Source organism: Pseudomonas sp. SK2, assembly GCF_016772395.1.
GTDB classification, from domain to species: Bacteria; Pseudomonadota; Gammaproteobacteria; order Pseudomonadales; family Pseudomonadaceae; genus Aquipseudomonas; species Aquipseudomonas taiwanensis.
Genome location: NZ_CP061944.1, coordinates 3,398,346 through 3,423,368 on the forward strand (window position 1 = coordinate 3,398,346; position 25,023 = coordinate 3,423,368).

The window sequence follows — 25,023 nt, forward strand, 5'->3', positions numbered from 1 at the left end:
TTCGTTAAAAATATAAAACACGAGGTTCCTCGAGCATGGCCAATACCCCCTACCCCCAGTCCTACTACGCCGCCTCGGCTAACCCGGTGCCGCCACGTCCGGCGCTGCAGGGTGAGGTGGAAACCGATGTGTGTATCATCGGTGCCGGCTACACCGGCCTGTCCAGCGCGCTGTTCCTGCTGGAAAACGGCTTCAAGGTGAGCATCGTCGAAGCCGCCAAGGTCGGCTTCGGCGCTTCGGGCCGCAACGGCGGCCAGATCGTCAACAGCTACAGCCGCGACATCGATGTCATCGAACGTACCGTCGGCCCCAAGCAAGCACAGTTGCTGGGCCAGATGGCCTTCGAAGGCGGCCGCATCATTCGTGAGCGTGTAGCCAAGTACAACATCCAGTGCGACCTGAAGGACGGTGGTGTTTTCGCCGCCCTCACCGCCAAGCAGATGGGTCACCTGGAATCGCAAAAGCGCCTGTGGGAACGCTTCGGCCACACCCAGCTGGAACTGATGGACCAGAAGCGCATTCGCGAAGTCGTGGCGTGCGACAACTACGTCGGCGGCATGCTGGACATGAGCGGCGGCCACATCCACCCGCTGAACCTGGCCCTGGGCGAAGCTGCCGCGGTCGAGTCGCTGGGCGGCATCATTTATGAGCAAACCCCGGCCGTACGTATCGAACGTGGCGCCAATCCGGTCGTACACACCCCGCAGGGCAAAGTGCGCGCCAAGTTCATCATCGTCGCCGGTAACGCCTACCTGGGTAACCTGGTCCCGGAACTGGCCGCCAAGTCGATGCCATGCGGCACCCAGGTGATCACCACCGAACCGCTGGGCGACGAGCTGGCGCGCACCCTGCTGCCGCAGGACTACTGCGTCGAGGACTGCAACTACCTGCTCGACTACTACCGCTTGACCAGCGACAAGCGCCTGATCTTCGGCGGCGGCGTTGTCTACGGTGCACGTGACCCGGCCAACATCGAAGCGATCATCCGTCCGAAGATGCTCAAGGCGTTCCCGCAACTGAAGAACGTCAAGATCGATTACGCCTGGACCGGCAACTTCCTGCTGACCCTGTCGCGTCTGCCGCAGGTCGGCCGTATCGGCGACAACATCTACTACTCGCAGGGGTGCTCGGGCCATGGCGTGACTTACACCCACCTGGCAGGCAAGGTGCTGGCAGAGGCCCTGCGAGGCCAGGCTGAGCGCTTCGATGCCTTCGCCGGCCTGCCCCACTACCCGTTCCCGGGTGGCCAGATGCTGCGCGTGCCATTCAGCGCCATCGGCGCCTGGTACTACAGCCTGCGCGATCGTCTGGGCTTCTAACGGTTCATCGCCGGCGCACCGGTTCCTACAGGTTTCGCGTAACCCTGTAGGCGCCGGCTTGCCAGCGATCAGGCCACGTTACCTGCCCAGGCTGCTCACCGCCTGCTTGGCTGCAAGCTCCTGGCCTGCCCGAGCCAGTTCATCTGCCGCCTGCAACCAGCGTTGGCGGTCCACTTGGGCCGGCAACTGCCGCGGTGGCTGCACCAGCACCGCCCAGCTCCCCTCCTTGACCCAGGCCGCCTCGAAATCATCGAACGCCATCAACTCCCGGCGATGCATGCCTGAGCGCAGCAGCACCCGTTGTTTGTAACGGTCATAGCCGATCAGCACCGCGTAACGCGGCTCGCCCCACCAGGCCGCACCCTCCTCGTAGCGCAGCAACACCGGATTACCCGCAGCCACCTGCACCAGCAAGGCGTCCAGGCGCTTGTCCAGTGGATAGACGACCATGCCGTAATCCCTGGCAACGCGAGGAATGCCGGTATCCAGCGACTCGGCGGCCTGGGGCAGGTTCAAGGGCTTGTCCAAAAGGCCTGGCGTGATCGGTGCGCCTTGCTGCGAGAGCACCGCCGCCAGGGCCATGGCGCCGCTGTGGTTGGCATTGCCACGGTAGAACGGCACGCTGCTGATTTCGACACGCTGCGGCAAGCCCTTGAGAGCGGCCGGTGGCGCACTGGCACAGCCCGTCAGGCTGACGGCCAGCAGACACGCGGCCAGCCATTTGAAGGATTTTTGCTCCATGGACACTCACTTGTTCCAGCGCCGGACAGGCACGCCCGGCTGTGGTCGTCGATCATAGGTCGGACAGCCTCGCGGGTATAGTCCGACCCACCGTAGGAACGAATCGGACCAAGCAATAGACTTAAGGTCAATGGAACGTCACAGGGCGCGAGCTAGACTAAAGCAGTGTCTGGAAGGCAAAGCCTTGCGCTGGCCCGAGAGAAGGAGGCACCTATGAGCCTGACCATGGCAATTCTCATGCTGGTGGGCATGTGGCTGAGCGTCGCAGCCGCCATGCTGTGGGGTGTACTACGAATCGTGCGGCGTCGTGCCCATCATCACCCTCTGCCGCCGCACACCTTGCCCACGCCACAGCCGGCCCGGCGCGCGCGCCGCCATGCTGGAGCGCACTGACCTGCAGATACGTCGAGGCCCGCTCACCGGCGGGCCTCGGTCCATGCATCAGCCTTCAGCCATCTCACGCTTGACCCGCGCACGGCGAGCCATGATGTTGAGGATCTCGATCAGCGTCGAGAAGGCCATCGCCGCATACACATAACCTTTCGGTACGTGGGCGCCCATGCCCTCGGCGATCAGCGTCATACCGATCATGATCAAGAAGCCCAGCGCAAGCATCACCACGGTCGGGTTGTCGTTGATGAACTTGGCCAACGGGTCGGCTGCCACCAGCATCACGATCACAGCACTGATCACGGCGATGATCATGATTGGCAAGTGTTCGGTCATGCCCACGGCGGTGATGATGCTGTCGACCGAAAACACGATGTCCAGCAGCAGGATCTGCCCGATCGCCGCAGCGAAGCCCAGCGTCACGGTGGAGCCCGCCTTGGCTTCTTCCTTGGCGCCGCGCGGGTCGACGTTCTCGTGAATTTCCTTGGTCGCCTTCCACAACAGGAACAGGCCACCGGCGATGAGGATCATGTCTTTCCACGAGAAGCTATGGCCGAACACATCGATCACCGGCTCGGTGAGCTGGACGATCCAGGCCACGGTGCTCAGCAACGCCAGGCGCATGACCAGGGCCATGCTGATACCGATGCGCCGCGCCTTGGAGCGATACTCCACCGGGAGCTTGTTGGTGAGGATGGAGATGAAGATCAGGTTATCGATACCCAGGACGATCTCCATCGCCACCAGCGTGGCCAGGGCGACCCAGGCGGTTGGGCTTGCGACGAGTTCCAGCAAATATTCCATTTTTCAATCCTGCTCGGGTCTGGGTCAGATGTCCTGGGTCTTTGCGTCGGGCTCGGTGCTCTTGGGCTTGTGCCCTTCGGAACCGATGGCTTCATGCAGCGCCTGCTGGGCCGCTTCGTTGGTCTTGTCGATGGCTTGCTTGGCCGACTCTGCAGCCTGGTCGAGCATTTGCTGGGCGGATTTCTCGGCCTGATCGCACCCGCTCATGGCAAACAGTGCCAACACCAGCACCAGGGGCGTACCGATGGATTTGAGTTGCAGCATGGGTTCCTCGCTTGTCGAAAACCGGGCGGCGCGCACTGCGCCTGATGGGGTCGCATTCTAGAGAGTGCGATACATCAGAAAAATTCGTATTTTCAGCAGTTATACTTCGGTTTTTACGAATATTGGAAATACCCCGTGCTCAACTATCGCCAGTTGCATTACTTCTGGGCCGTGGCCAAGACCGGCAGCATCGCACGTGCCAGCGAACAGCTGAATCTCACACCCCAGACCATCAGCGGCCAGATCAGCCTGTTCGAGCAGACCTACGGCCTAGAGCTGTTTCAGCGCGTCGGACGCCAGCTGGAACTGACCGAAACCGGCCGCCAGACCCTGGCATACGCCGAGCAGATGTTTCAGATCGGTGGCGAGCTTGAGGCGCTGCTGCGGGCAGGCCCGCAAGAGCAGATCCTGTTCCGTGTCGGCGTGGCGGACGTGGTGCCCAAATCCATCGTCTATCGCCTGCTGGCACCGACCATGGAATTGGACAACGCACTGCGTATCAACTGCCGCGAAGACAAGCTGGAACGGCTATTGGCGGACCTGGCGATCCAGCGTCTGGACCTGGTCATTTCCGACAGCCCGATGCCCAATCACCTGGATATCAAGGGTTACAGCCAGAAGCTGGGGGAATGCGGGCTCAGCTTCTTCGCCACACCGGCATTGGCCCAGCGCCACAAGGGGCCCTTTCCTGCATGCCTGCAGGACGCGCCGCTGCTGATTCCGGGCCAGGAAACGGTGGTGCGCAGTCGCCTGATGCGCTGGTTGAGCGAGCAGCAGGTGCAGCCGCGGGTCATCGGCGAGTTCGATGACAGTGCACTGATGCAGGCCTTCGGGCAGTCGGGTAGCGGTATTTTCGTGGCCCCGAGCGTGATCGCCGATGAAGTATGCCGCCAGTATGGGGTCGAGCTGGTTGGCCAGACCGACGCGGTGCACGAGTCGTTCTACGCGATTTCAGTCGAGCGCAAGGTCAAACACCCTGGGATCGTGGCGATCACCGAAGGCGCGCGGCGAGAGCTTTTTCACTGGTAGAAGGCGCTGCACCCCAGTGCGGCAAACCGACGCGCGGCCGTTATCGCCGGAGCCGGACTGCCGGCGATAACGGCCAAACGGTCTGTGGTAAAGTCGCGCCCTTTCACAATAACGAGATACTGCTTCACATGACCCCTGTTCTTCGCCTACTCAACCGCACCAGCCTGGTGACGCAGATCGTCATCGGCCTGGTTGCCGGTATCGCTCTGGCGCTGCTTGCACCAGCCATCGCCCGCGACCTGGCTTTCCTCGGCAAAGTGTTCGTCAGCGCGCTCAAGGCAGTGGCGCCGGTGCTGGTGTTCATCCTGGTCATGGCTTCGATCGCCAACCACCGGCACGGCCAGGAAACCCACATCCGCCCCATTCTCTGGCTGTACTTGCTGGGCACCTTCGCAGCCGCAGTTGTGGCCGTGGTTGCCAGCATGCTGTTCCCCTCGCAACTGGCATTGAGCACCGGCGAGGCAGCGCTCAGCGCCCCGGGCGGCATCGGCGAAGTGTTGCAGAACCTGCTGCTGAGCGCTGTCGACAACCCGATCAATGCGCTGCTCAACGCCAACTTCATCGGCATTCTGACCTGGGCCATCGGCCTGGGCGTGGCCCTGCGCCATGCCGGCGACACCACCCGTACGGTGGTCGAGGACCTGTCCAATGGCGTGACCCTGATCGTACGCGTGGTGATCCGCTTCGCACCACTGGGCATCTTCGGCCTGGTCAGCTCCACCCTCGCCCAATCGGGGCTGAGCGCCCTGCTCGGCTACCTGCACCTGCTGGCGGTGCTGATCGGCTGCATGCTGTTCGTGGCGTTGGTGATGAACCCGCTGATCGTGTTCTGGAAGATACGCCGCAACCCATACCCGCTGACCTTGCTGTGCCTGCGCGAAAGTGGCATCACGGCGTTCTTCACCCGCAGTTCGGCGGCGAACATTCCGGTGAACCTGGCATTATCCGAGCGTCTTGGCCTGCATGAAGACACCTACTCGGTATCGATTCCGCTGGGTGCGACCATCAACATGGCCGGCGCGGCGATCACCATCACCGTGCTGACCCTGGCAGCGGTACACACCCTGGGAATTCCTGTCGACCTGCCGACCGCCGTGCTGCTGAGCGTGGTCGCGGCCATCTGTGCCTGTGGCGCCTCCGGGGTAGCGGGCGGTTCGCTGCTGCTGATCCCGCTGGCATGCAGCCTGTTCGGCATTCCCAGCGAGATCGCCATGCAGGTGGTGGCGGTCGGCTTCATCATTGGCGTGCTGCAGGATTCAGCCGAGACCGCGCTGAATTCGTCGACCGATGTACTGTTCACGGCTGCCGCGTGCCAGGCAGAAACGCAACGCAGTGCATGAATGACGCTGGGCCGCCATGCGGCCCAGCGCCTACAGGTTCGGTTGATGCTTGGCCGACGATGAAGCCAGTGATTGCCTAAGCCTGGCGCTTTACCTACGCTAGTGGCCCTCCCCCAGTAATGAGACAGGGTCATGTCAGAACACGAAACCGCAGGCGCAGGCCGCTTCAACAGCGTCGAGATCCGAATCCTCGGCTCGTTGATCGAAAAGCAGGCCACCAGCCCGGAAAGCTACCCGCTGACCCTCAACGCCCTGGTTCTGGCGTGCAACCAGAAGACCAGCCGCGAGCCGGTCATGAATCTGACCCAAGGCCAGGTTGGCCAGGCCCTGCGCGCCCTCGAAGGCCAGGACATGACCCGCCTGCAGATGGGCAGCCGTGCCGACCGCTGGGAACAGCGCGTGGACAAGGCGCTGGAACTGGTACCGGCACAGCTGATACTGATGGGACTGATGTTCCTGCGCGGCCCGCAGACCCTCAACGAGCTGCTCACGCGCAGCAACCGCCTTCACGACTTCGACGATACCGAGCAGATCCAGCACCAACTCGAGCGGTTGATCTCACGAGGCCTTGCCCTGCACCTGCCGCGCCAGGCTGGCCAGCGCGAAGACCGTTACACCCATGCGCTGGGCGACCCGGCGGAAATCGAGGCGATACTCGCCGCACGCCAGCAGGAAGGTGGCGGGCGTGGCAGCGCCAGCAACGTATCGGAAGAGCGGATCGAAGCCCTGGAAGCCCGGATTGCCGCTCTGGAAGCGCGCCTGTCCGAACTTGGCGGGTGATCCGTTCAATTATCCGGTTCGGGGAAGTTGCGACAACTCTTGCGCTCAGCAAGCTCGCGGTCGCTCGGGCGCTGGTCGACGAACACCGTGCGTCCGTCGGCGTAGATTTCCAGATAGCCCCAGTGCAGGTCCTGCTCTTTCTGGCCGGGCTTGGGTGGCACGAGCCACCAGGGTTCGCGGCTGATCAGGGTCATGGCTGAGATTCCTGAGGGTGTCTGCGTTAAATGATAGACACCCTCGTTCACCACGAGCCACATCGCCGACAAGCCGGTTCCTACTGGTCCCTGTAGGAGTCGGCTTGTCGGCGATGTGTCGTTACAGGCTTACGCCGGCGCAGACGTACGGATCAAGTGATCGAAAGCCGCCAGTGAGGCCTTGGCGCCCTCACCTACTGCGATGACGATCTGCTTGTACGGCACTGTGGTCACGTCACCGGCAGCGAAGACGCCGGGGATGTTGGTCGCGCCCTTGGCATCGACGATGATCTCGCCACGCGGCGACAGCTCGACGGTACCCTTGAGCCAGTCAGTGTTCGGCAGCAGGCCGATCTGCACGAAGATGCCTTCCAGCGCCAGCTCGTGCGACTCATCGGTTGTGCGGTCCTTGTAACGCAGGCCGGTGACCTTCTCGCCATTGCCCAGCACCTCGGTGGTCAGGGCACTGGTGATGACCTTTACGTTCGGCAGGCTGTGCAGCTTGCGCTGCAGAACGGCGTCGGCACGCAGCTGGCTGTCGAATTCGATCAGCGTTACCTGGGCAACGATCCCCGCAAGGTCGATGGCCGCTTCAACACCCGAGTTGCCGCCACCGATCACCGCCACACGCTTACCCTTGAACAGCGGGCCGTCGCAGTGCGGGCAGTAGGCCACGCCACGGGCGCGGTACTCCTGCTCGCCCGGCACATTCATTTCGCGCCAGCGGGCGCCGGTGGCCAGGATCACGGTCTTGGCCTTGAGCGAGGCACCGCCTGCCAGGCGTACTTCGTGCAAACCGCCGTCGGTGGCCGGAATCAACGCTTCACCGCGCTGCAGGTTCATGATGTCGACGTCGTACTGCTTGACGTGCTCTTCCAGCGCCGTGGCCAGTTTCGGCCCCTCGGTTTCCTGTACCGAGATGAAGTTCTCGATGGCCAGGGTATCGAGCACCTGACCGCCGAAACGCTCGGCGGCGACACCGGTACGGATGCCTTTGCGGGCGGCATAGATCGCTGCCGAGGCGCCAGCTGGGCCACCGCCGACCACCAGCACGTCGAACGCGTCCTTGGCGTTGATCTTCTCGGCCTGGCGGGCACCGGCATTGGTGTCGATCTTGCCGAGAATCTCTTCCAGGCCCATACGGCCCTGGCCAAACACTTCGCCGTTCAGGTAAATGCTAGGCACCGCCATGATCTTGCGGGCTTCGACTTCATCCTGGAACAGCGCACCGTCGATGGCCACGTGGCGCACGTTCGGGTTGAGTACCGCCATCAAGTTCAGCGCCTGGACCACGTCCGGGCAGTTCTGGCACGACAGCGAGAAGTAGGTTTCGAAAGTGAACTCGCCTTCAAGCGCCTGGATCTGCTCGATCACTTCGGCGCTGGCCTTGGATGGGTGGCCACCGACTTGCAGCAGCGCCAACACCAGCGAGGTGAATTCATGGCCCATTGGGATGCCGGCGAAGCGCAGGCTGATATCGGCACCCGGGCGGTTGAGCGAGAACGAGGGACGACGGGCGTCATCACCATCCGCGCGCAGGGTAATGAGGTTCGACAGGCCGGCAATTTCCACCAGCAGGTCGTGCAATTCGCGGGACTTCGCGCCGTCGTCGAGGGAAGCAACGATCTCGATCGGCTGGGTGACCCGCTCCAGGTAGGTTTTCAGTTGCGATTTAAGCGTGGCGTCCAACATACGGGCGATTCCTTTTTCAAACTTCGGATACAAAAACGCCCAGGCGATGGCGCCCGGGCGTTTGACGGGGCAGTGAGAACTTCAGCTATGGCGGCTGCTCACCGCCCGCGACGGGTGCATGAACCTTTATCCGTTCGAGAAGTGCCAAGCCTGTTTTCGACGCAGCATGGTCGTCGCGCTGGCACTCATCGGGCGAACATTAGATCTTGCCGACCAGGTCCAGGGATGGCGCCAGGGTCGCTTCGCCTTCTTTCCACTTGGCCGGGCAGACTTCGCCTGGGTGGGCAGCCACGTATTGAGCAGCCTTGACCTTGCGCAGCAGTTCGCTGGCGTCGCGACCTACACCACCGTCGTTGATTTCGACGATCTTGATCTGGCCTTCCGGGTTGATCACGAAGGTACCGCGATCAGCCAGGCCAGCTTCTTCGATCAGCACATCGAAGTTGCGGGAGATGACGTGGGTCGGGTCACCGATCAGCGGGTACTTGATCTTGCCGATGGTTTCCGAAGTGTCGTGCCAGGCTTTGTGAGTGAAGTGGGTGTCGGTGGACACGCCGTAGATTTCCACGCCGAGTTTCTTGAACTCTTCGTAGTTGTCAGCAAGGTCACCCAGTTCGGTCGGGCAAACGAAGGTGAAGTCGGCCGGGTAGAAGAACACGACAGACCACTTGCCTTTCAGGTCGGCTTCGCTGACCTGAACGAATTCGCCGTTGTGGAAAGCGGTGGCATTGAACGGTTTGACCTGGCTGTTGATGATAGGCATGAGAGACGCTCCTTCATGGGTTGAAATCAGTTGACGGAGAGAATCCTAACCGCTCATCCCCATAAAGGCTCATTGGCAAAGCTCATGCTTGCGATTGGTTTTGGCTATAACCGAGGTTTATTAATAGAAGGGATTGCGCTGAGCAAAGGATTGCGCGATACGCCGCGTGGGCCGTGGGAGCAGGTTCACCGCGAGCACCGGCAAAGCCGGTGCCCAACACTGCGTCGAAGGCTGCGTGGGGAACCCGCTCTAACACGTCAGCGCGTGGCGGTACGCAAGGTCACGAACTCTTCGGCCGCCGTCGGGTGCACGCCGATGGTCTCGTCGAATTGCTGCTTGGTAGCCCCGGCCTTGAGCGCAATACCCAGGCCCTGGATGATCTCGCCTGCATCCGGCCCGACCATGTGGCACCCCAGCACTTTGTCGGTCTCGGCGTCCACCACCAGCTTCATCAGGGTTTTTTCCTGGATGTCGGTCAGGGTCAGCTTCATCGCCCGGAAGCGGCTCTCGAAGATTTGCACCTTGTGCCCGGCCGCCAGGGCCTGTTCCTCGGTAAGGCCCACCGTACCAATCGGCGGCTGGCTGAACACTGCGGTAGGAATGTTCTGGTAATCCACTGGGCGATACTGCTCAGGCTTGAACAACCGCCGGGCCACGGCCATGCCTTCGGCCAATGCTACCGGGGTCAGCTGGACGCGGCCGATCACATCGCCAATCGCCAACACCGAGGGTTCGGTGGTCTGGTACTGCTCGTCAACCCGGATGTAGCCACGCGGATCCAGCTCCACACCGGTATTCTCCAAGCCCAGGTTGTCCAGCATCGGGCGACGTCCGGTGGCATAGAACACGCAGTCGGTGAGCAGCTCGCGACCATCCTTGAGCGTGGCCTTGAGGCTGCCATCCTCCAGCTTGTCGATGCGCTGGATGTCGGCATTGAACTGCAGGTTCAAGCCGCGCTTTTCCAGCTCCTCCTTGAGGTGGGTCCGCACCGATCCATCGAAGCCCCGCAGGAACAGATCGCCCCGGTACAGCAGCGTGGTATCGGCGCCAAGGCCCTGGAAGATCCCGGCAAATTCGACCGCGATGTAGCCGCCGCCAACCACCAGAACGCGGCGCGGCAGGTCCTTGAGGTAGAAGGCCTCGTTGGAAGTGATGGCCAGCTCCTTGCCCGGAATGTCCGGCACCTGCGGCCAGCCGCCCGTGGCAATGAGGATGTGCTCGGCGCTGTAGCGCTGGCCTTCCACTTCCACCTCGTGGGTACCGGTCATGCGCGCATGCCCTTGCAACAGGTTCACGCCACTGTTGACCAGCAGATTGCGGTAGATGCCGTTGAGCCGCTCGATTTCACGGTTCTTGTTGGCGATCAGCGTGCCCCAGTCGAAATGGCCTTCTTCCAGCGTCCAGCCGAAGCCGGCAGCCTGTTCCAACTCATCGGCCACGTGGGCGCCATACACCAGCAGTTTTTTCGGCACACAGCCGACGTTGACACACGTACCGCCCAGATAGCGGCTCTCGGCCACCGCCACTTTCGCGCCGAAGCCTGCAGCGAAACGCGCGGCACGCACACCGCCGGAACCGGCGCCAATCACGAACAGATCAAAATCGTAGGCCATGTATTCAGTCTCCTTGGCTGGCGTCCAGCATACCCCCGTTGGCCGTCGCAAACAAAAAAGCCACCCCGGAGGGTGGCTTCTGGACCTGCCAGGCTTATCAGTAAGCCTTGCCAGTCTTGTAGTAGTTCTCGAAGCAGAAGTTGGTCGCGTCGATGTAGCCTTCGGCGCCACCGCAGTCGAAACGCTTGCCCTTGAACTTGTACGCAATCACGCAGCCATTCTGCGCCTGCTGCATCAGGGCGTCGGTGATCTGAATCTCGCCACCTTTGCCAGGCTCGGTGTTAGCGATGATGTCGAAGATGTCCGGCGTCAGGATGTAGCGACCGATGATCGCCAGGTTCGACGGCGCGTCTTCGGGCTTGGGCTTCTCGACCATGTTGGTGACACGGAAGATGTCGTCGCGAATCATGTCACCAGCGATGACACCGTACTTATTGGTTTCCTGCGGATCGACTTCCTGGATGGCGACGATCGAGCAACGGAACTGGTTGTACAGCTTGACCATCTGGGTCAGAACGCCGTCACCTTCCGGGTTGACGCACAGGTCGTCGGCCAGCACCACGGCGAACGGCTCGTCGCCGATCAGCGGACGGCCGGTGAGAATCGCATGGCCCAGGCCCTTCATCTCGGTCTGACGGGTGTAGGAGAACGAGCACTCATCCAGCAGGCGACGGATACCGACCAGGTACTTTTCCTTGTCGGTGCCCTTGATCTGGTTTTCCAGCTCGTAGCTGATGTCGAAGTGGTCTTCCAGGGCGCGCTTGCCACGGCCAGTGACGATGGAGATCTCGGTCAGGCCGGCGTCCAGGGCCTCCTCGACGCCATACTGGATCAGTGGCTTGTTGACCACCGGCAGCATTTCCTTGGGCATGGCTTTTGTAGCAGGCAGGAAGCGGGTGCCGTAGCCGGCGGCCGGGAACAAGCATTTTTTGATCATATACGTCCTTAAACAAAGGCAAGGCCTGTTGGAATTCGGCGCAGTCTAATCAGGCGGCAGTCACCTTACAATGCCCCGCCTGTGGCCGACCGATGCCATGATAGAGATAACCCAGTGTAGATAGTTCCAGCGGATCGTAAATATTACGCCCATCGAACACTACCGGCATGCGCATCAAGCCCCGTACGCGGGGGAAGTCCGGCTGTCGGAACTGCTTCCATTCGGTCACCAGAACCAGCGCATCCGCCCCTTCGACACAGGCGTACGGGTCATCGTGCAGACGTAACTGGCCGCTGGCTACGGCCCACGGGTAGCGCTCGGCAACCGCCGACAGCGCTACCGGATCGCAGGCCTGGACCCGCGTGCCCGAGGCCAGCAGGGCATCCAGCAACACCAGGCTTGGGGCTTCGCGCAAATCGTCGGTGCCTGGTTTGAATGCCATCCCCCAAAGCGCTACCACCCGCCCTCGCAGGAAGCCACCGAAGTGCTGGTGCAACGCGCTGTACAGCAGGGTTTTCTGCTGTTCGTTGCGGGCCTGCACCGCCTGAAGGATTGCGCACGGGTAACCTTGCTGCTCGGCGGTATGAATCAGCGCACGCACATCCTTGGGGAAGCATGAGCCGCCGTAGCCGCAACCCGCGTAGATGAAATGGCTGCCGATGCGCCGGTCGCTGCCGATGCCACGGCGTACCTGTTCGATGTCCACGCCCAGGCAGGCGCACAGGCCGGCCAGTTCGTTAACGAACGAGATCTTGGTCGCCAGGAACGCATTGGCTGCGTACTTGGTGAGCTCGGCGGCGCGCGGCGTCATTATCAATATGCGCTCATGGTTGCGCACGAACGGCGCGTACAGGCGCTGCAACAACTGGCGGGCGGCCTCACTGTCACTGCCGATGACGATACGGTCCGGGCGCATGAAGTCGTCCAGGGCGCTGCCCTCCTTGAGAAACTCCGGATTGCTGGCCACCTCGACGGCAAAGCCCGCACGACGCTCACGCAAACCCAGCGCAATCTGCGCGGCCACACGCTCGGCAGTGCCCACCGGCACCGTCGACTTGTTCACCACCAGGCAAGGGCATCGCAGGTGCCGACCCAGGCTGTCCGCCACTGCCATGACATGCTGCAGGTCAGCCGAGCCGTCCTCCTGGCTAGGCGTGCCGACCGCGATGAACACCACGTCGGCCCGGGCCAAGGCCTGCTGCCAGTCGTCGCTGAAACTCAACTGGCCGCGGCTCAGGCCGCTCTTGAGCAGCACCTCCAGACCGGGCTCGTGAATGGGGCAATGTCCCTGGCGCAACTGCGCCAAGCGCTGCTGGTCGCGTTCCAGGCACACCACCCGGTTACCCATCTCGGCAAAACAGGCCGCCGTCACCAGGCCCACATACCCCGCTCCGATCACACAAAGCTCCATGGCCGCGCTCCTTCGACATGAACGCAGCCATTGCTACCTGTCGGTGGTTACAGTGCCGTGATACAGGTGTGACAGGACGGGGATGCGCCTCAGCTACCGGTGCCTTGCCCAATCAGCACACCGTCCACCTTCTGCCCATACAGGTTGACCCCGTCATTGGCGTGGAACTTGACCCGCGTCTTCTCCACCGAGCCCTCGATCAAACGTGGATCCTGTGGCCGTTCGTGCCGGTTGACCCAGGCCGCTACGTCCCAGGCCTGCTGATCGCTCAGGCTGCCGGGCTTGCCCAAGGGCATGTTGTATTTGATGAAGGAGGCCGCCGTGTTGATCCGATGCATGCCGGCACCCCAGTTGTAGGAATCCTTGCCCCAGAGCGGCGGCATGACATACTCGCCCGCCACTTTCTGGCCCTCTCCGTTATTGCCGTGGCAGATCGCGCACTGTTCGCGGTAGACCTGCTGGCCTCGGGTGAAGTCATAGCCGCCCTTGGGTTGCGGCACCTCGGGGTAACCACGCCCGGCGATCTCGACGCCGGTTGGCGCCTTGCTCGACAGCCAGTAGGAATACACCGAAAGCGCCGTCATCTGTGGGCTGTCGGCCGCTGGCGGTGTACCGTTCATGCTGAACTGGAAACACCCCTGGATGCGTTCGGCATAGGTGTTGACCTTGTCGTTTTTCTTGCGATAAGCCGGATACATCGGGTAGGCGCCCCACATTGGCGCAGAGTGGGCCAGACGGCCCTGATCGAGGTGGCAGTTGCTGCAGTTCATGCCATTGCCCACGGCTTCGGGCATCAGCCTGCGGGTATCGACGAACAGTGCATGTCCCTCGCGTACCATCTTGCCGAAGGCGTTGTCCGGCAGTGTGCTTTCCGAAGGCGGGACGAACTGTGGCGAGGACTGGGCGTCGGGCACCTTCAGTTGCGACTGGTCTTCCATGGCAACAGGGGCGGCGTGGGCGTTGCACATGACCAGCAGCAACGCGATTGGCATCAATGGTCTCATGGCTTGACCTCCTGGCGAGCTGGACGGGCGAAGAACTCAGCGATAGCCGTGACCTCGTCATCGGTCATGGCCTTGGCCACACCGACCATCAGCTGGTTGGGGTCATTGCTGCGACTGCCGTCGCGCCAGGCGTTGAGTTGCGCGGCCAGATAACCGGCCGGTTGCCCAGCCAAGGGCGGGAAATGTTCGCCAACCCCACTGCCCCCTGGGCCATGGCACTGCACGCAACCGGGGATCTGCCGACGCCAGTCACCGTAAAGCGCCAGGCGGGTAACGCTGTCGTTGGCGATCTGCTGGCGACGCAGTTCTGGGGAAGGGTCGCCGGGCAGGCCAGCCAGGTAGGTGCTGACCGCCTCGATCTCGGCCTCGGTCAACGCTTTGGCCAGGGGTTCCATGACTGGCTGCTTGCGGCTGCCGGCGCGCCAGTCATGCAGTTGCTTGCTCAGATAACCGGCGGGCAGCCCGGCCAGACGCGGGAACCCAGCAGCGGCAATGCCCTTGCCGTCTGCACCATGGCAGCCCAGGCAGGCCATGGCGGCGGGATTGGCCCCACCCTGGGTGAAGACTTTCTGGCCATCGGCGGCATGCGCCGCGGGCCAGGCCAGGATCAGCAGGCTGCCGATCACGACGCGACTCAACGGGGTCATCACGAATCTCCATTTCTTTTGTTATAAGCTTAGGCTTAAAAAACATAAGCAAATGGATACTAGCCCTGCAGGGAAAGTCGCAACAACGCCCAGGCCGACCAGAGGATGGCAATTAGCCTGCTAACCGCGTTTTACTTGAGCCAGGTCAACTGCCGGAGATGCATTGCGTCGCTGCCGTGCGCACGTCACCCAGGCGCAACGGGAAGTTGTTGAGGCGCTCGCGCAACTTGATGCTGCTGCCGCTGCCACGCTTGTCGATATCGACCAACGCCGCCGGGCCGACACCGGCCGAGAGCTTCTGCGGCACGATCAGGCGCAGGCCGTCGCCATGCGCTTCCTCGGCCAGGGGGTCTCGGCTGTCTGCCAGCTTGTGCTTGACGCAATCAGCATACTCACGGGGTGTCTTGCCAGAAATGACATCCAACGTCTCGTGCGATTGCTCCAGTTCCGTCACACTGACACAACCACCGAGTGCCAAGGTCAACGCCGCCACCAACCACTTCATCTACTGCACCTCTGCCATCAGGAACCGCGTTGGACAACGGCCAGGCGGTTTTGCTCCCTGCTTTGGCAGATTTATCTGCAGCCCGACCATCGAGCACGGCAGCGCCGCCCGCCATCGTGGTATTGTTCGCGTTTGCAGAATTACACCTTGCGGGGCCCCCCATGAAATTCATTCACCAGCGCGAGCACCTCAACGAAGACGACATCGTGGTCATCGAGTGTTCCCAGCGCTGCAATATTCGCCTGATGAACGACGCCAATTTCCGCAGTTTCAAGAACGGCGGCCGCCACACCTACCATGGTGGCCACTTCGAGCGTTTCCCGGCCAAGATCACCGTACCCAGCACCGGTTTCTGGAATATCACCCTCGATACCGTGACCTCACGCCCGATCTCGGTGACGCGCAAGCCGACCTTCACTCACAAGATCAAGATCATTCGCCGCTCGTCGTCGAAACTCGGATAAGGCTGCCATGACCCAGACCATCAAATACGTCATCAAGTACAAGCTCGACGGCCAGCGCCGCTGGGACTTCGCCCTGATGCCCGACAACTCCCAGGAGCAAGCCCTGGAAGCCCTGCGCAAGATCCATGGTGACGACGCAGACAAGATCAGCGACATTCAAGTCAGCAAGGCACTCTGAGGCCTGAACCCAGCCCCCATCGCACACTCGCAAGGAGAGCCCCATGAGCCACTGGCCCGACCGTCGTATCCTCGATCTGCTGGGCATCCGGTTGCCCATCCTCCAGGCACCGATGGCCGGGGCTTCAGGCTCGGCCATGGCGATCGCGGTGGGCAAGGCCGGTGGTTTGGGTGCCCTGCCCTGTGCCATGCTCACCGAGGAGCAGCTACGGCGTGAGATCGAGACGTTTCGCGCAGCCTGCCAGGGCCCGTTGAACCTCAATTTCTTCTGCCACCAACCACCGGTGCCAGATGCGCAGCAGGCCGCTCGCTGGAAGCAGGCGCTCAAGCCCTATTACGACGAACTGGGCGTCGACTTCGAGGCACCGACCCCCGTGTCAAACCGTGCCCCGTTCGATGAACAGAGCTGCAAGCTGATCGAGCAGTTGCACCCCGAGGTGGTCAGCTTCCACTTCGGCTTGCCAGCGCCCGAGCTGCTGCAACGGGTCAAGGCCAGCGGTGCCAAGGTACTGTCCAGCGCCACCACTGTCGAAGAAGCGGTATGGCTGCAGGCCCATGGTTGCGATGCGATCATTGCCATGGGCTATGAAGCAGGCGGCCATCGCGGCATGTTCCTGACCGACGACATCAACAGTCAGATCGGCACCTTCGCCCTGGTACCGCAGATCGCCGATGCGGTGCAGGTACCCGTGATCGCCGCCGGCGGCATCGGTGATCACCGTGGCCTGGTCGCTGCACTGGCCCTGGGTGCGTCCGCCGTACAGATCGGCACCGCCTACCTGTTCAGCCCTGAAGCCAAGGTGTCCCCGGCCCATCGTCATGCCCTGGACAACGCGCCGGCCAGCGACACCGCGCTGACCAACCTGTTCACCGGGCGCCCTGCCCGAGGCATCAACAACCGCATCATGCGCGAGCTGGGCGCCATGAGCGAACTGGCCCCACGCTTCCCCCTGGCAGGCGGTGCGCTGATGCCGTTGCGGGCAGTCAGCGACCCACGAGGCGCCAGCGACTTCAGCAACCTGTGGTCAGGGCAGGCCTTGCGGCTGGGCAGGCCGATGCCGGCCGAGCAGTTGACCCGCGAGATCGCCGAGAAGGCACTGGCGCTGATTACCCGCTGAATCCCCCAACACGCCGGCCTCTTCCACGCGAACAGTTTATCGCTATATAGTTCAGGCTATAACGATAACCCTCTGGAGCCGTCTTCATGCGTATCCGCCTGTCCCACCTGGCTGTCACCGCCCTGGCCAGCCTGGTCTCACTCAACAGTGCCTGGGCCGATGAGGTCCAGGTGGCGGTGGCAGCCAACTTCACCGCGCCTATCCAGGCCATCGCCAAAGACTTCGAGAAGGACACCGGGCACAAGCTGGTCGCCGCCTACGGGGCGACTGGCCAGTTCTACGCCCAGATCAAGAACGGCGCACCTTTCGACGTGTTTCTGTCGGCCGACGACAGCACACCGGCCAAACTCGAACACGAACAGGAAATCGTCCCAGGCTCGCGTTTCACCTACGCCGTGGGCACCCTGGCACTGTGGTCGGCCAAGGAAGGCTACGTGGACGCCGAGGGTGAAGTGCTGAAGAAGAACGACTTCAAGCACCTGTCCATCGCCAACCCCAAGACCGCGCCTTATGGCCTGGCCGCCACACAGGTGCTGGACAGGCTGGGGCTCAAAGAAGCCACCCAGAGCAAGATCGTCGAGGGCCAGAACATCACCCAGGCCTTCCAGTTCGTCTCCACCGGCAACGCCGAACTGGGTTTCGTCGCGCTGTCGCAAATCTACAAGGACGGCAAGGTGAGCAACGGTTCGGCGTGGATCGTACCGTCCAACCTGCACGCCCCGATCCGTCAGGACGCGGTGATTCTCAAAAAAGGCAAGGACAACGCAGCCGCCAAGGCGCTGGTCGCGTACCTGAAGGGCCCGAAGGCAGCAGCAGTGATCAAGTCCTACGGATATGAAATCTGATGCCACTGGACGCCAGTGACCTGGGTGCCCTCTGGCTGACCGTCAAACTGGCCAGCCTGACCACCTTGATTCTGCTGATCCTAGGCACCCCCATCGCCTGGTGGCTGGCGCGCACGAGCTCGTGGCTGCGCGGGCCGGTAGGCGCCGTGGTGGCACTGCCCCTGGTATTGCCACCCACGGTCATTGGCTTCTACCTGCTGATTGCCCTCGGTCCGCACGGCTGGGTCGGCCAGGCTACTCAGGCGCTTGGCCTGGGCAGCGTGGTGTTCAGCTTCAGCGGGCTGGTCATCGGCTCGGTGGTGTACTCCATGCCGTTCGTGGTGCAGCCGTTGCAGAACGCCTTCAGCGCCATAGGCCAGCGCCCGCTGGAAGTGGCCGCCACTCTGCGTGCCAGCCCTTGGGACACCTTCGTGCACGTTGTGCTACCGCTGGCACGCCCTGGCTTCGTCACCGCCACTATCCTCGGCTTCGCCCATACCGTCGGCGAGTTTGGCGTGGTGCTGATGATCGGCGGCAATATTCCGGACAAGACCCGCGTGGTCTCCGTTCAGATCTTCGATCACGTCGAAGCCATGGCCTATTCGCAAGCGCACTGGCTGGCCGGGACCATGCTGGTATTCTCTTTCCTCGTGCTGCTCTTGCTGTACGCCGGGCGCCGCAGCAAAGCGGGCTGGAGCTGACATGAGCACGACGATCGTGGCGCGCCTCGAGCTGGCCCGCGAGGACTTCACCCTGGATGTCGACCTGCACCTGCCGGGGCGCGGGATCAGTGCACTGTTTGGCCACTCCGGGTCTGGCAAGACGTCGTGCCTACGCTGCCTGGCGGGCCTGGAGCGCGCCGCCAGCGCCTACATCGAGGTCAATGGCGAGATCTGGGAAGACAGCGCTCGCGGCTTTTTCCAGCCTCCCCACCTGCGCCCGGTGGGCTACGTGTTCCAAGAAGCGAGCCTGTTCCCGCACTTGTCGGTGCGCGGCAACCTGGAATTCGGCTGGCGCCGGGTGCCCGCGGGCGAACGCAAGGTCGGCCTGGAGCAAGCGTGCCAGTTGCTGGGCATCGGCCCTTTGCTTGCGCGCAAGCCAGCCACCTTGTCGGGTGGCGAGGCGCAACGAGTCGGCATTGCACGCGCCTTGCTCAGCAGCCCGCGCCTGTTACTGATGGACGAGCCGCTGGCGGCCTTGGACGGGCCTCGCAAGCGTGAGATCCTGCCGTATCTTGAGCGCCTGCACGATGAACTGGACATTCCCCTTGTGTATGTCAGCCATGCTCAGGACGAAGTGGCACGGCTGGCGGACCACCTGGTACTCCTGGAGCAAGGCAAGGCAGTCGCCAGTGGCCCGATTGGCGAAACCCTCGCCCGCTTGGACTTACCGTTGGCGCAGGGCGAAGAGGCCGGGGTGGTCTTCGAAGGCCGGGTGGTCGGTCACGACGCGCATTACGATCTGCTCGACCTGCGCCTGCCCGGCAGCGATGGCCCTGTGCTGCGCATCGCGCATCCGCCCCACGCACTGGGCAGCACGCTGCGGGTCAAAGTTCAGGCCCGTGATGTGAGCCTCGCGCTTGGCGCAGACAGCACGTCCAGCATCCTTAACCGGCTGGCGGTGCGCGTGCGCGAATGTCGCCCTGCAGACAACCCTGCGCACGTGCTGGTGAGCCTCGATGCTGGCGACAACGCCTTGCTGGCGCGCATCACCCGGTTTTCTGCCGACCAACTCGACCTGCATCCAGGTCAGGCGTTGATTGCCCAGATCAAATCGGTAGCACTGTTGAGCTGAGCATCCGTCGCACGCCTGCTGTCCATTGGTCATAGCACTGATCGAGGCCTGCCAGCGATGCTCGACCACCCCCTGCCCGCGACCTTGCACTACGTCGACGACACCCAACCAGGACTGACCAGGCGCAAATGGCGTGGTCGGTTCATCTACCTGGACCCAGAGGGCCAGCGGGTGCGCGATGGCGAGACGCTCGCGCGGATCGCCGCCCTGGCCATCCCCCCCGCCTATACCGATGTGTGGATATGCCTGGACCCACAGGGCCATCTGCAGGCCACTGGCCGCGACGCCCGTGGCCGCAAGCAGTACCGCTACCACACTCAATGGCGCGAGCTGCGCGACCAGCACAAGTTCGGGCGCATGCTGGCCTTCGCCAGGGCCCTGCCCAAGCTGCGCAAGCATATCGACAGCCACTTGGCGCGCCCGGGGCTGGATCGAGAGAAAATCATCGCCTTGGTGGTGAGCCTGCTCGACAGCACCCTGATTCGCATCGGCAACCCACAGTACCTGCGCGATAACAAGTCGTATGGCCTGACCACCCTGCGCAATCGCCACGTCACCGTCGAAGGGAGCACCATACGCTTCCAGTTCCGCGGCAAGCGCGGCGTCGAGCATGATGTGACCCTGCGCGACCGACGCCTGGCGAACCTGCTCAAGCGCTGTATCGAGCTGCCTGGGCAGACACTGTTCCAGTACCTGGATGAGCAAGGCCAGCGCCGCAGCATCGGCTCAAGCGATATCAACCAGTTCCTCCAGCAATTGACCGGCGCCGACTTCACCGCCAAGGACTATCGCACCTGGGCCGGTAGCAGCCTTGCCCTGAGCCTGCTCAGGCCTCTGGCCTGGGAGCCGGAAAGCGAAGCCAAACGCCAGGTGGCAGCCATCGTCAGGCAGGTTGCCAGCCGGCTGGGTAACACTCCCGCGGTGTGCCGGCGCTGCTACATCCACCCGGCGGTACTGGAGCATTTCCATCTCGGGCAACTGGCTGCATTGCCCCGCAGCCGCAACCGGCAGGGACTGGAGCCTGAGGAGGTAGCCTTGCTGCTGTTCCTGCAGGCGCTGGAAAATTCGCAGGCCCATTGAGCCTTGCTATCTGGCCCATCATGCAAGGAAATTTCCCATCTGCCTCGAAGCCCCCTATTCTTGCCAGCGAGCACCTTCGCCGACGCTGCCAAAGCAGATTTCGTCGGCACCTGCGACTAAAGACACGCTACAGAATTTGTATTCCGGGGAATTACTATCCGCCGAAAGCGTCTTTAATGAGAAGGAAGAGGGACCAGCTCCCACCGCCTCGCCAAATGGCCACGCGGATATCGACACCACCAAGGAGAACTACATGCTGATACTCACCCGTAAGGTTGGCGAAAGCATCGTCATCAACGATGACATCAAAGTCACCATTCTGGGCGTTAAAGGGATGCAGGTGAGGATTGGCATCGATGCACCGAAGGATGTACAGGTTCATCGTGAAGAAATCTTCAAACGCATCCAGGCTGGCAACCCAGCACCGGAAAAACACGACGACTCGCACTGAGTCGCGTTGCCTCAAGTCGCACGGACGCGCTTGATCTGACGGCACGCGCTCGCCTCAGGTGCCCAGGAGTTCGCGCACCTTGGCGATCATTTTGTCCATGTCGAACGGTTTGTCGAACACCGCGGCGAACAGTTCCGGGCGTCCTTGGCTGGCCTGAGCGCCGCTCATGAGGATCACTGGCAGGTCGTGCAGCTGCAGTTCGTCGCGAATCGCCCGCACCAACTCCTCGCCATTGAGCACCGGCATCATGTAGTCGGTGATCACCAATTCCACGCGTTTGTCCTGAAGCGCCTCCAGGGCCTTACGGCCATTGCTTGCCTTTTCCACCAGGAAACCCTCGTCCTCCAGGGCGAAACCGAGGATATCGGCAATCAGGTACTCGTCATCGACGATCAGGATGGTGTTCATGGCCTACCCACTCGCCGGCGGCACCGGCGTGCCCGAGAGCACCCCGCACGCGCCCTCGAAGGCCTTGCGCAGAGAGACCCCCTGCGGCCCCATGCGCATCTCGTGCAGCGCGGGGTCATGATGGCTGTCGCGCACCTTGAGAATCGACAGCATACGCCGCAATTGCGAATCCAGTTCGACGAAGCGCATGAGCATGAGGTTGTCGACGATGCTCGATAGGTCCGGAGCCGGGGCGGTGATTTCCGAGCCGAATATATCGCGCATTTCCCAGGTCAGCAGGACGCTGATGTCGCGAGCACGCAGCTCTCCGGTCAAGGCCCGGAAAAAGGCGTTGAGCCGGGCCGGGTCGATGGCCAGGCGACTGAATGCCCCCAGGCTGTCGATCAGCACCCGCTTGGCCCCCAGCGCCTCCACCTGCGCGAGCAGGCGTGCGCCCACCTGGTCCAGCAACCCTTCGGTGGTGGGCTGCCAGCACAACTGCAGGGCACCGTCGCGCTCCAGCGCTGCAAAATCGTAGCCCAGCGATGCCGCCTTCAGGCGCAGCCGCTCTGGCGTCTCGTAGAAGCCGAAGTGCAGGCCCGGCGCCTGCGCACTGCTGGCGGCGAGAAACGCCAGGCCCAACGATGTCTTGCCGATCCCCGAGGGCCCCATCACCAGGCTGACCGAGCCTGAGGCCAGGCCACCATCGAGCATTTCATCCAGCGTTGGCACCCCGCTGGTCACGCGACTGAGGCTGGCAGCGCCGGTATGGCTGGGACGACTGAACAGTGACTCCAGGCGCGGATAGACATGCATCCCGGCCTCGTCGATCAGGCACTCGTGGCGCCCCGACAAGGCGCCGCTCCCTCGGGTCTTGCGCAGTTGTATATGCCGCACCGCACGGCTGCCTACCAGTTGCTCACCCAACTCGATGACACCATCGACCATGGTGTGCTCGGGGCTACCCTCATCGAGTCGGGCACTGGTCAGCAGCAGCACCGTGCAACCAGCGAACGCTGCATGCCCCTGCAATTCAGACACGAACTTCTTGGTTTCAAGCGCCGAGTCCGCCCGCGCCCGGGCATTGAGCACGCCATCGACGATCAGCAAACTGGCCTGATGCCGGCCGATCTCCTGGCGCAGCAGCCTGACCACGGCTTCGAGCCCTTCCTGCTCCAGGGTATCGAAGGCACTGACGAACTGGATCTGATCACCCACCAGAACCGGGTCGAAGAACTCGAGGGTTCCCATGTACTGGAACAGCCGTTCGTGGGACTCGCTGAGCAATGTCACTACCAGCACACGACCGCCGTTGAGTACATGCCCGCAAGCCAGCTGATTTGCCAGGATGGTCTTGCCGGCACCAGGCGGCCCCTGAATGATGTAGGAGGCCCCGGTGACCAGGCCGCCCTTGAGCAGGGCATCGAGCCCCGCGATACCCGTCACCAACCTGCTCAGAGACTGGACCATGGCGCTTACCTGTCAGTTGTAGGTTCCGCTTCGTGTTGATACACCGGCAAGTAAAGGCTCATGCATGTGCCCTGACCGGTCGCGCTTTCCACGCAGATTGCGCCGTTGCTTTGCTTGGCAAAGCCATACACCTGGCTAAGGCCAAGCCCGGTGCCCTTGCCAAACGCCTTGGTGGTGAAAAAAGGCTCGAAGATGCGCGGCAACGTCTGTGGGTCAATGCCCGCGCCAGTATCCCGGACTTCGAATCGCACGTAGCGCCCGCGCAGCCCCTCCACTTCACCGGCAAGCTCCACGGCATCCACCTCGATATTGATCTGACCCGGTCCTTCGATGGCATCGCGCGCGTTGAACAGCAAGTTGAGCAGCACCATCTGCAATTGCCCGGCGTCGACCTCGATCAACGGCAAGTCAGGTTGCAGGCGCTCGTTGAGCTCGATGTCGCTGGGCAAGGCATGCTCCAGAAGACCTCGGGTGGAGGCGATCAGTTCAGCAGGGGCAATTCGCGTGACATCCAGCTGACGGTGACGAGCGAAACTGAGCAGTTGCTGAGTCAGCTCCGTGCCGCGCTTGCCCGCGTCGAGAATATGCTCCAGCATCCGCTGGACCCGTTTCGGGTCCTGACTGACCAGCGCCATCCGGGCCGAGTTGAGAATGATGGTCAGCAGGTTGTTGAAATCATGGGCCAGGCCACCCGTCAACTGGCCCAGGGCTTCGAGCTTCTGTGCCTGGAACAGCTGGGCGCGCATGGCATCGAGCTGCAAGGCCGAGTCGCGCCGGTCGGTGATGTCCCGCGTGACCTTGGCCAGCCCGACCACTTGCCCTTGGGAGTCGCGGATCACGTCCAGCGCGGCCAGCGCCCAGAACTGGGTACCGTCCTTGCGCACACGCCAGCCTTCATCCTGCGCAACGCCCTGCTCCAGCGCCTGGCGAAGCAACACATCGGGACGCCCTTGCGCACAATCCTGCTCAGTGAAGAACAACGAGAAATGCTGGCCGATCACCTCTTCGGCACGGTAACCCTTGATCCGCTCGGCACCGGCATTCCAGGACACCACGTGCCCGGTGGGGTCAAGCATATAGATGGCATAGTCGACCACCGACTGCACCAACTGCTCGTAGCGGTTGGCCGGCATGACGGGATGGTTGAAGGGGGCAGCTGAAACCATGCGGACTCCCAGGCAGCCACAGCGGGATGTTTATAGTGAATCTAGCCAAGCATGCCTGTTTCCCCTGCTGCTGTAACTACCTATTGACGATCACGCTCGACCAGTACGGGAACCAGCCGCCGAGGCATTGCGACTTTCAGCAGCCACAGGCTTACCAGCAGAATCAGGCCACCACCTGCCAGCGCCATCAGACGCTGCGCTTGGGAGTGCTGGTCGTCAAATCCCACCATCAACAGGAAACCGCCAAGGCACAACAGGCTCACATACAAAAAGCCTCCCATGAGCAGCACCTGGATGAACACTAGACGCCAGACCAGCCGAGGGCGGACGAGGCGAGCCTCATCAACAGCGGTGGGTGCGGCCCGAACCATGGCATTTCCCTCTTTGGATCCAATAATCAGGCGACAGTGGCCTAATGACATCCCTGTGTCAACGACCTGTGCGACCGACCTGTATCTTTTTGAGAGTAGGCTCTGCAGTTGACTCAACTATAACAATGGGTTATAAAGCGCGCTTGATTGTCAGGCCCTTCTGCCTAGAAGCGCGCCGGTCGCCACGACCCTTTCAAGCGTGCGAGTGTGGTGGAATTGGTATACACAGCAGACTTAAAATCTGTCGGCGTGAGCCTTGCGGGTTCGAGTCCCGCCACTCGCACCAAA

The 25,023-nt window shown here is 62.4% G+C and carries 29 protein-coding genes and 1 tRNA gene; 14 read left to right on the forward strand and 16 right to left on the reverse strand.

From position 1 onward, the window contains the following. Window positions 1–35 precede the first annotated feature (35 nt). Window positions 36–1,319, forward strand: coding sequence for an NAD(P)/FAD-dependent oxidoreductase (locus IF103_RS15285; RefSeq protein WP_023381253.1), 1,284 nt, complete (start codon window positions 36–38; stop codon window positions 1,317–1,319). Window positions 1,320–1,397: 78 nt separating this feature from the next. Here the strand turns inward: IF103_RS15285 and IF103_RS15290 are convergent, their stop codons facing one another. After that, window positions 1,398–2,060, reverse strand: coding sequence for a peptidase C39 family protein (locus tag IF103_RS15290; RefSeq protein ID WP_023381254.1), 663 nt, complete (start codon window positions 2,058–2,060; stop codon window positions 1,398–1,400). A gap of 213 nt (window positions 2,061–2,273) precedes the next feature. On the opposite strand from IF103_RS15290, the gene IF103_RS15295 reads away from it, so the two are divergent. Further along, window positions 2,274–2,453, forward strand: coding sequence for a hypothetical protein (locus tag IF103_RS15295; RefSeq protein ID WP_023381255.1), 180 nt, complete (start codon window positions 2,274–2,276; stop codon window positions 2,451–2,453). A 48-nt stretch (window positions 2,454–2,501) separates the two neighbouring features. On the opposite strand, the gene IF103_RS15300 is transcribed toward IF103_RS15295, so the two are convergent. Further along, a complete protein-coding gene (locus IF103_RS15300) occupies window positions 2,502–3,254 on the reverse strand; it encodes a TerC family protein (RefSeq protein WP_023381256.1) in 753 nt (250 codons plus the stop codon). A gap of 24 nt (window positions 3,255–3,278) precedes the next feature. Continuing rightward, window positions 3,279–3,518, reverse strand: a complete 240-nt coding sequence (locus IF103_RS15305; protein ID WP_023381257.1) for a hypothetical protein — start codon at window positions 3,516–3,518, stop codon at window positions 3,279–3,281. Between the two features lie 135 nt (window positions 3,519–3,653). Between IF103_RS15305 and nhaR the strand changes: the two genes are divergently transcribed. The 3 genes from nhaR to IF103_RS15320 all read left to right on the forward strand — a co-directional run bounded on the left by nhaR (window position 3,654) and on the right by IF103_RS15320 (window position 6,667). Beyond that, window positions 3,654–4,547, forward strand: coding sequence for a transcriptional activator NhaR (nhaR, locus tag IF103_RS15310; RefSeq protein WP_023381258.1), 894 nt, complete (start codon window positions 3,654–3,656; stop codon window positions 4,545–4,547). A gap of 128 nt (window positions 4,548–4,675) precedes the next feature. After that, window positions 4,676–5,887, forward strand: a complete 1,212-nt coding sequence (gene sstT, locus IF103_RS15315) for a serine/threonine transporter SstT (RefSeq protein ID WP_023381259.1) — start codon at window positions 4,676–4,678, stop codon at window positions 5,885–5,887. A gap of 132 nt (window positions 5,888–6,019) precedes the next feature. Beyond that, window positions 6,020–6,667 carry a YceH family protein gene (locus IF103_RS15320; protein ID WP_023381260.1) on the forward strand — a complete coding sequence of 216 codons (648 nt, stop codon included), beginning with the start codon at window positions 6,020–6,022 and terminating at the stop codon, window positions 6,665–6,667. A 5-nt stretch (window positions 6,668–6,672) separates the two neighbouring features. On the opposite strand, the gene IF103_RS15325 is transcribed toward IF103_RS15320, so the two are convergent. The 9 genes from IF103_RS15325 to IF103_RS15365 all read right to left on the reverse strand — a co-directional run bounded on the left by IF103_RS15325 (window position 6,673) and on the right by IF103_RS15365 (window position 15,433). After that, on the reverse strand, window positions 6,673–6,861 hold the full coding sequence (locus IF103_RS15325; RefSeq protein ID WP_023381261.1) for a hypothetical protein: 189 nt from the start codon (window positions 6,859–6,861) through the stop codon (window positions 6,673–6,675). Between the two features lie 129 nt (window positions 6,862–6,990). Beyond that, window positions 6,991–8,553: an alkyl hydroperoxide reductase subunit F gene (ahpF, locus tag IF103_RS15330; protein WP_202675458.1), complete on the reverse strand. Its 1,563-nt coding sequence runs from the start codon at window positions 8,551–8,553 to the stop codon at window positions 6,991–6,993. Between the two features lie 199 nt (window positions 8,554–8,752). Continuing rightward, window positions 8,753–9,316 (reverse strand): alkyl hydroperoxide reductase subunit C, encoded by a 564-nt coding sequence (gene ahpC, locus IF103_RS15335; RefSeq protein ID WP_023381267.1) that lies wholly within the window; start codon window positions 9,314–9,316, stop codon window positions 8,753–8,755. Between the two features lie 257 nt (window positions 9,317–9,573). Next, window positions 9,574–10,929, reverse strand: a complete 1,356-nt coding sequence (gene gorA, locus IF103_RS15340) for a glutathione-disulfide reductase (protein WP_202675459.1) — start codon at window positions 10,927–10,929, stop codon at window positions 9,574–9,576. A gap of 97 nt (window positions 10,930–11,026) precedes the next feature. Beyond that, window positions 11,027–11,866: a UTP--glucose-1-phosphate uridylyltransferase GalU gene (galU, locus tag IF103_RS15345; RefSeq protein WP_023381269.1), complete on the reverse strand. Its 840-nt coding sequence runs from the start codon at window positions 11,864–11,866 to the stop codon at window positions 11,027–11,029. A 49-nt stretch (window positions 11,867–11,915) separates the two neighbouring features. Next, entirely contained in the window at window positions 11,916–13,277 is a 1,362-nt protein-coding gene (locus IF103_RS15350; RefSeq protein ID WP_023381270.1) for a UDP-glucose dehydrogenase family protein, read from the reverse strand. Between the two features lie 89 nt (window positions 13,278–13,366). Beyond that, window positions 13,367–14,281, reverse strand: coding sequence for a c-type cytochrome (locus tag IF103_RS15355; RefSeq protein WP_104881480.1), 915 nt, complete (start codon window positions 14,279–14,281; stop codon window positions 13,367–13,369). Further along, window positions 14,278–14,928 (reverse strand): c-type cytochrome, encoded by a 651-nt coding sequence (locus IF103_RS15360; RefSeq protein ID WP_104883477.1) that lies wholly within the window; start codon window positions 14,926–14,928, stop codon window positions 14,278–14,280. The genes IF103_RS15355 and IF103_RS15360 overlap by 4 nt, the downstream gene beginning before the upstream one ends. Before the next feature lie 145 nt (window positions 14,929–15,073). Then, complete coding sequence (locus tag IF103_RS15365; RefSeq protein ID WP_104881478.1) at window positions 15,074–15,433, reverse strand: hypothetical protein; 360 nt, start codon at window positions 15,431–15,433, stop codon at window positions 15,074–15,076. A 161-nt stretch (window positions 15,434–15,594) separates the two neighbouring features. On the opposite strand from IF103_RS15365, the gene IF103_RS15370 reads away from it, so the two are divergent. From IF103_RS15370 to csrA, 8 genes are all read left to right on the forward strand, one after another. Then, on the forward strand, window positions 15,595–15,897 hold the full coding sequence (locus IF103_RS15370) for a DUF1883 domain-containing protein (protein WP_023381274.1): 303 nt from the start codon (window positions 15,595–15,597) through the stop codon (window positions 15,895–15,897). 7 nt (window positions 15,898–15,904) lie between these two features. After that, window positions 15,905–16,075 (forward strand): hypothetical protein, encoded by a 171-nt coding sequence (locus IF103_RS15375; protein ID WP_023381275.1) that lies wholly within the window; start codon window positions 15,905–15,907, stop codon window positions 16,073–16,075. A 43-nt stretch (window positions 16,076–16,118) separates the two neighbouring features. After that, window positions 16,119–17,192: an NAD(P)H-dependent flavin oxidoreductase gene (locus IF103_RS15380; protein WP_023381276.1), complete on the forward strand. Its 1,074-nt coding sequence runs from the start codon at window positions 16,119–16,121 to the stop codon at window positions 17,190–17,192. Window positions 17,193–17,278: 86 nt separating this feature from the next. After that, window positions 17,279–18,037: a molybdate ABC transporter substrate-binding protein gene (modA, locus tag IF103_RS15385; RefSeq protein WP_023381277.1), complete on the forward strand. Its 759-nt coding sequence runs from the start codon at window positions 17,279–17,281 to the stop codon at window positions 18,035–18,037. After that, the gene (gene modB / locus IF103_RS15390) at window positions 18,037–18,717 is read left to right on the forward strand and encodes a molybdate ABC transporter permease subunit (protein WP_023381278.1); all 681 of its coding nucleotides are present in this window, start codon (window positions 18,037–18,039) and stop codon (window positions 18,715–18,717) included. Before modA ends, modB begins: the two co-directional genes overlap by 1 nt. A 1-nt stretch (window position 18,718) precedes the next feature. Beyond that, a complete protein-coding gene (modC, locus tag IF103_RS15395; protein ID WP_202675460.1) occupies window positions 18,719–19,810 on the forward strand; it encodes a molybdenum ABC transporter ATP-binding protein in 1,092 nt (363 codons plus the stop codon). Between the two features lie 57 nt (window positions 19,811–19,867). After that, on the forward strand, window positions 19,868–20,890 hold the full coding sequence (locus tag IF103_RS15400) for a DNA topoisomerase IB (RefSeq protein WP_104883476.1): 1,023 nt from the start codon (window positions 19,868–19,870) through the stop codon (window positions 20,888–20,890). A 253-nt stretch (window positions 20,891–21,143) separates the two neighbouring features. Continuing rightward, on the forward strand, window positions 21,144–21,341 hold the full coding sequence (gene csrA, locus IF103_RS15405; RefSeq protein WP_023381281.1) for a carbon storage regulator CsrA: 198 nt from the start codon (window positions 21,144–21,146) through the stop codon (window positions 21,339–21,341). A gap of 54 nt (window positions 21,342–21,395) precedes the next feature. Here the strand turns inward: csrA and IF103_RS15410 are convergent, their stop codons facing one another. The 4 genes from IF103_RS15410 to IF103_RS15425 all read right to left on the reverse strand — a co-directional run bounded on the left by IF103_RS15410 (window position 21,396) and on the right by IF103_RS15425 (window position 24,735). Further along, window positions 21,396–21,749 (reverse strand): response regulator, encoded by a 354-nt coding sequence (locus IF103_RS15410; protein WP_023381282.1) that lies wholly within the window; start codon window positions 21,747–21,749, stop codon window positions 21,396–21,398. A gap of 3 nt (window positions 21,750–21,752) precedes the next feature. Then, entirely contained in the window at window positions 21,753–23,198 is a 1,446-nt protein-coding gene (locus IF103_RS15415; RefSeq protein ID WP_023381283.1) for an ATPase domain-containing protein, read from the reverse strand. Window positions 23,199–23,203: 5 nt separating this feature from the next. Next, window positions 23,204–24,364, reverse strand: a complete 1,161-nt coding sequence (locus IF103_RS15420; protein WP_023381284.1) for a two-component system sensor histidine kinase NtrB — start codon at window positions 24,362–24,364, stop codon at window positions 23,204–23,206. Window positions 24,365–24,444: 80 nt separating this feature from the next. Next, window positions 24,445–24,735: a hypothetical protein gene (locus IF103_RS15425; RefSeq protein WP_023381285.1), complete on the reverse strand. Its 291-nt coding sequence runs from the start codon at window positions 24,733–24,735 to the stop codon at window positions 24,445–24,447. A gap of 201 nt (window positions 24,736–24,936) precedes the next feature. Here IF103_RS15425 and IF103_RS15430 point away from each other — a divergent pair. Further along, window positions 24,937–25,021 (forward strand) — tRNA-Leu (locus IF103_RS15430). Window positions 25,022–25,023: the final 2 nt, after the last annotated feature.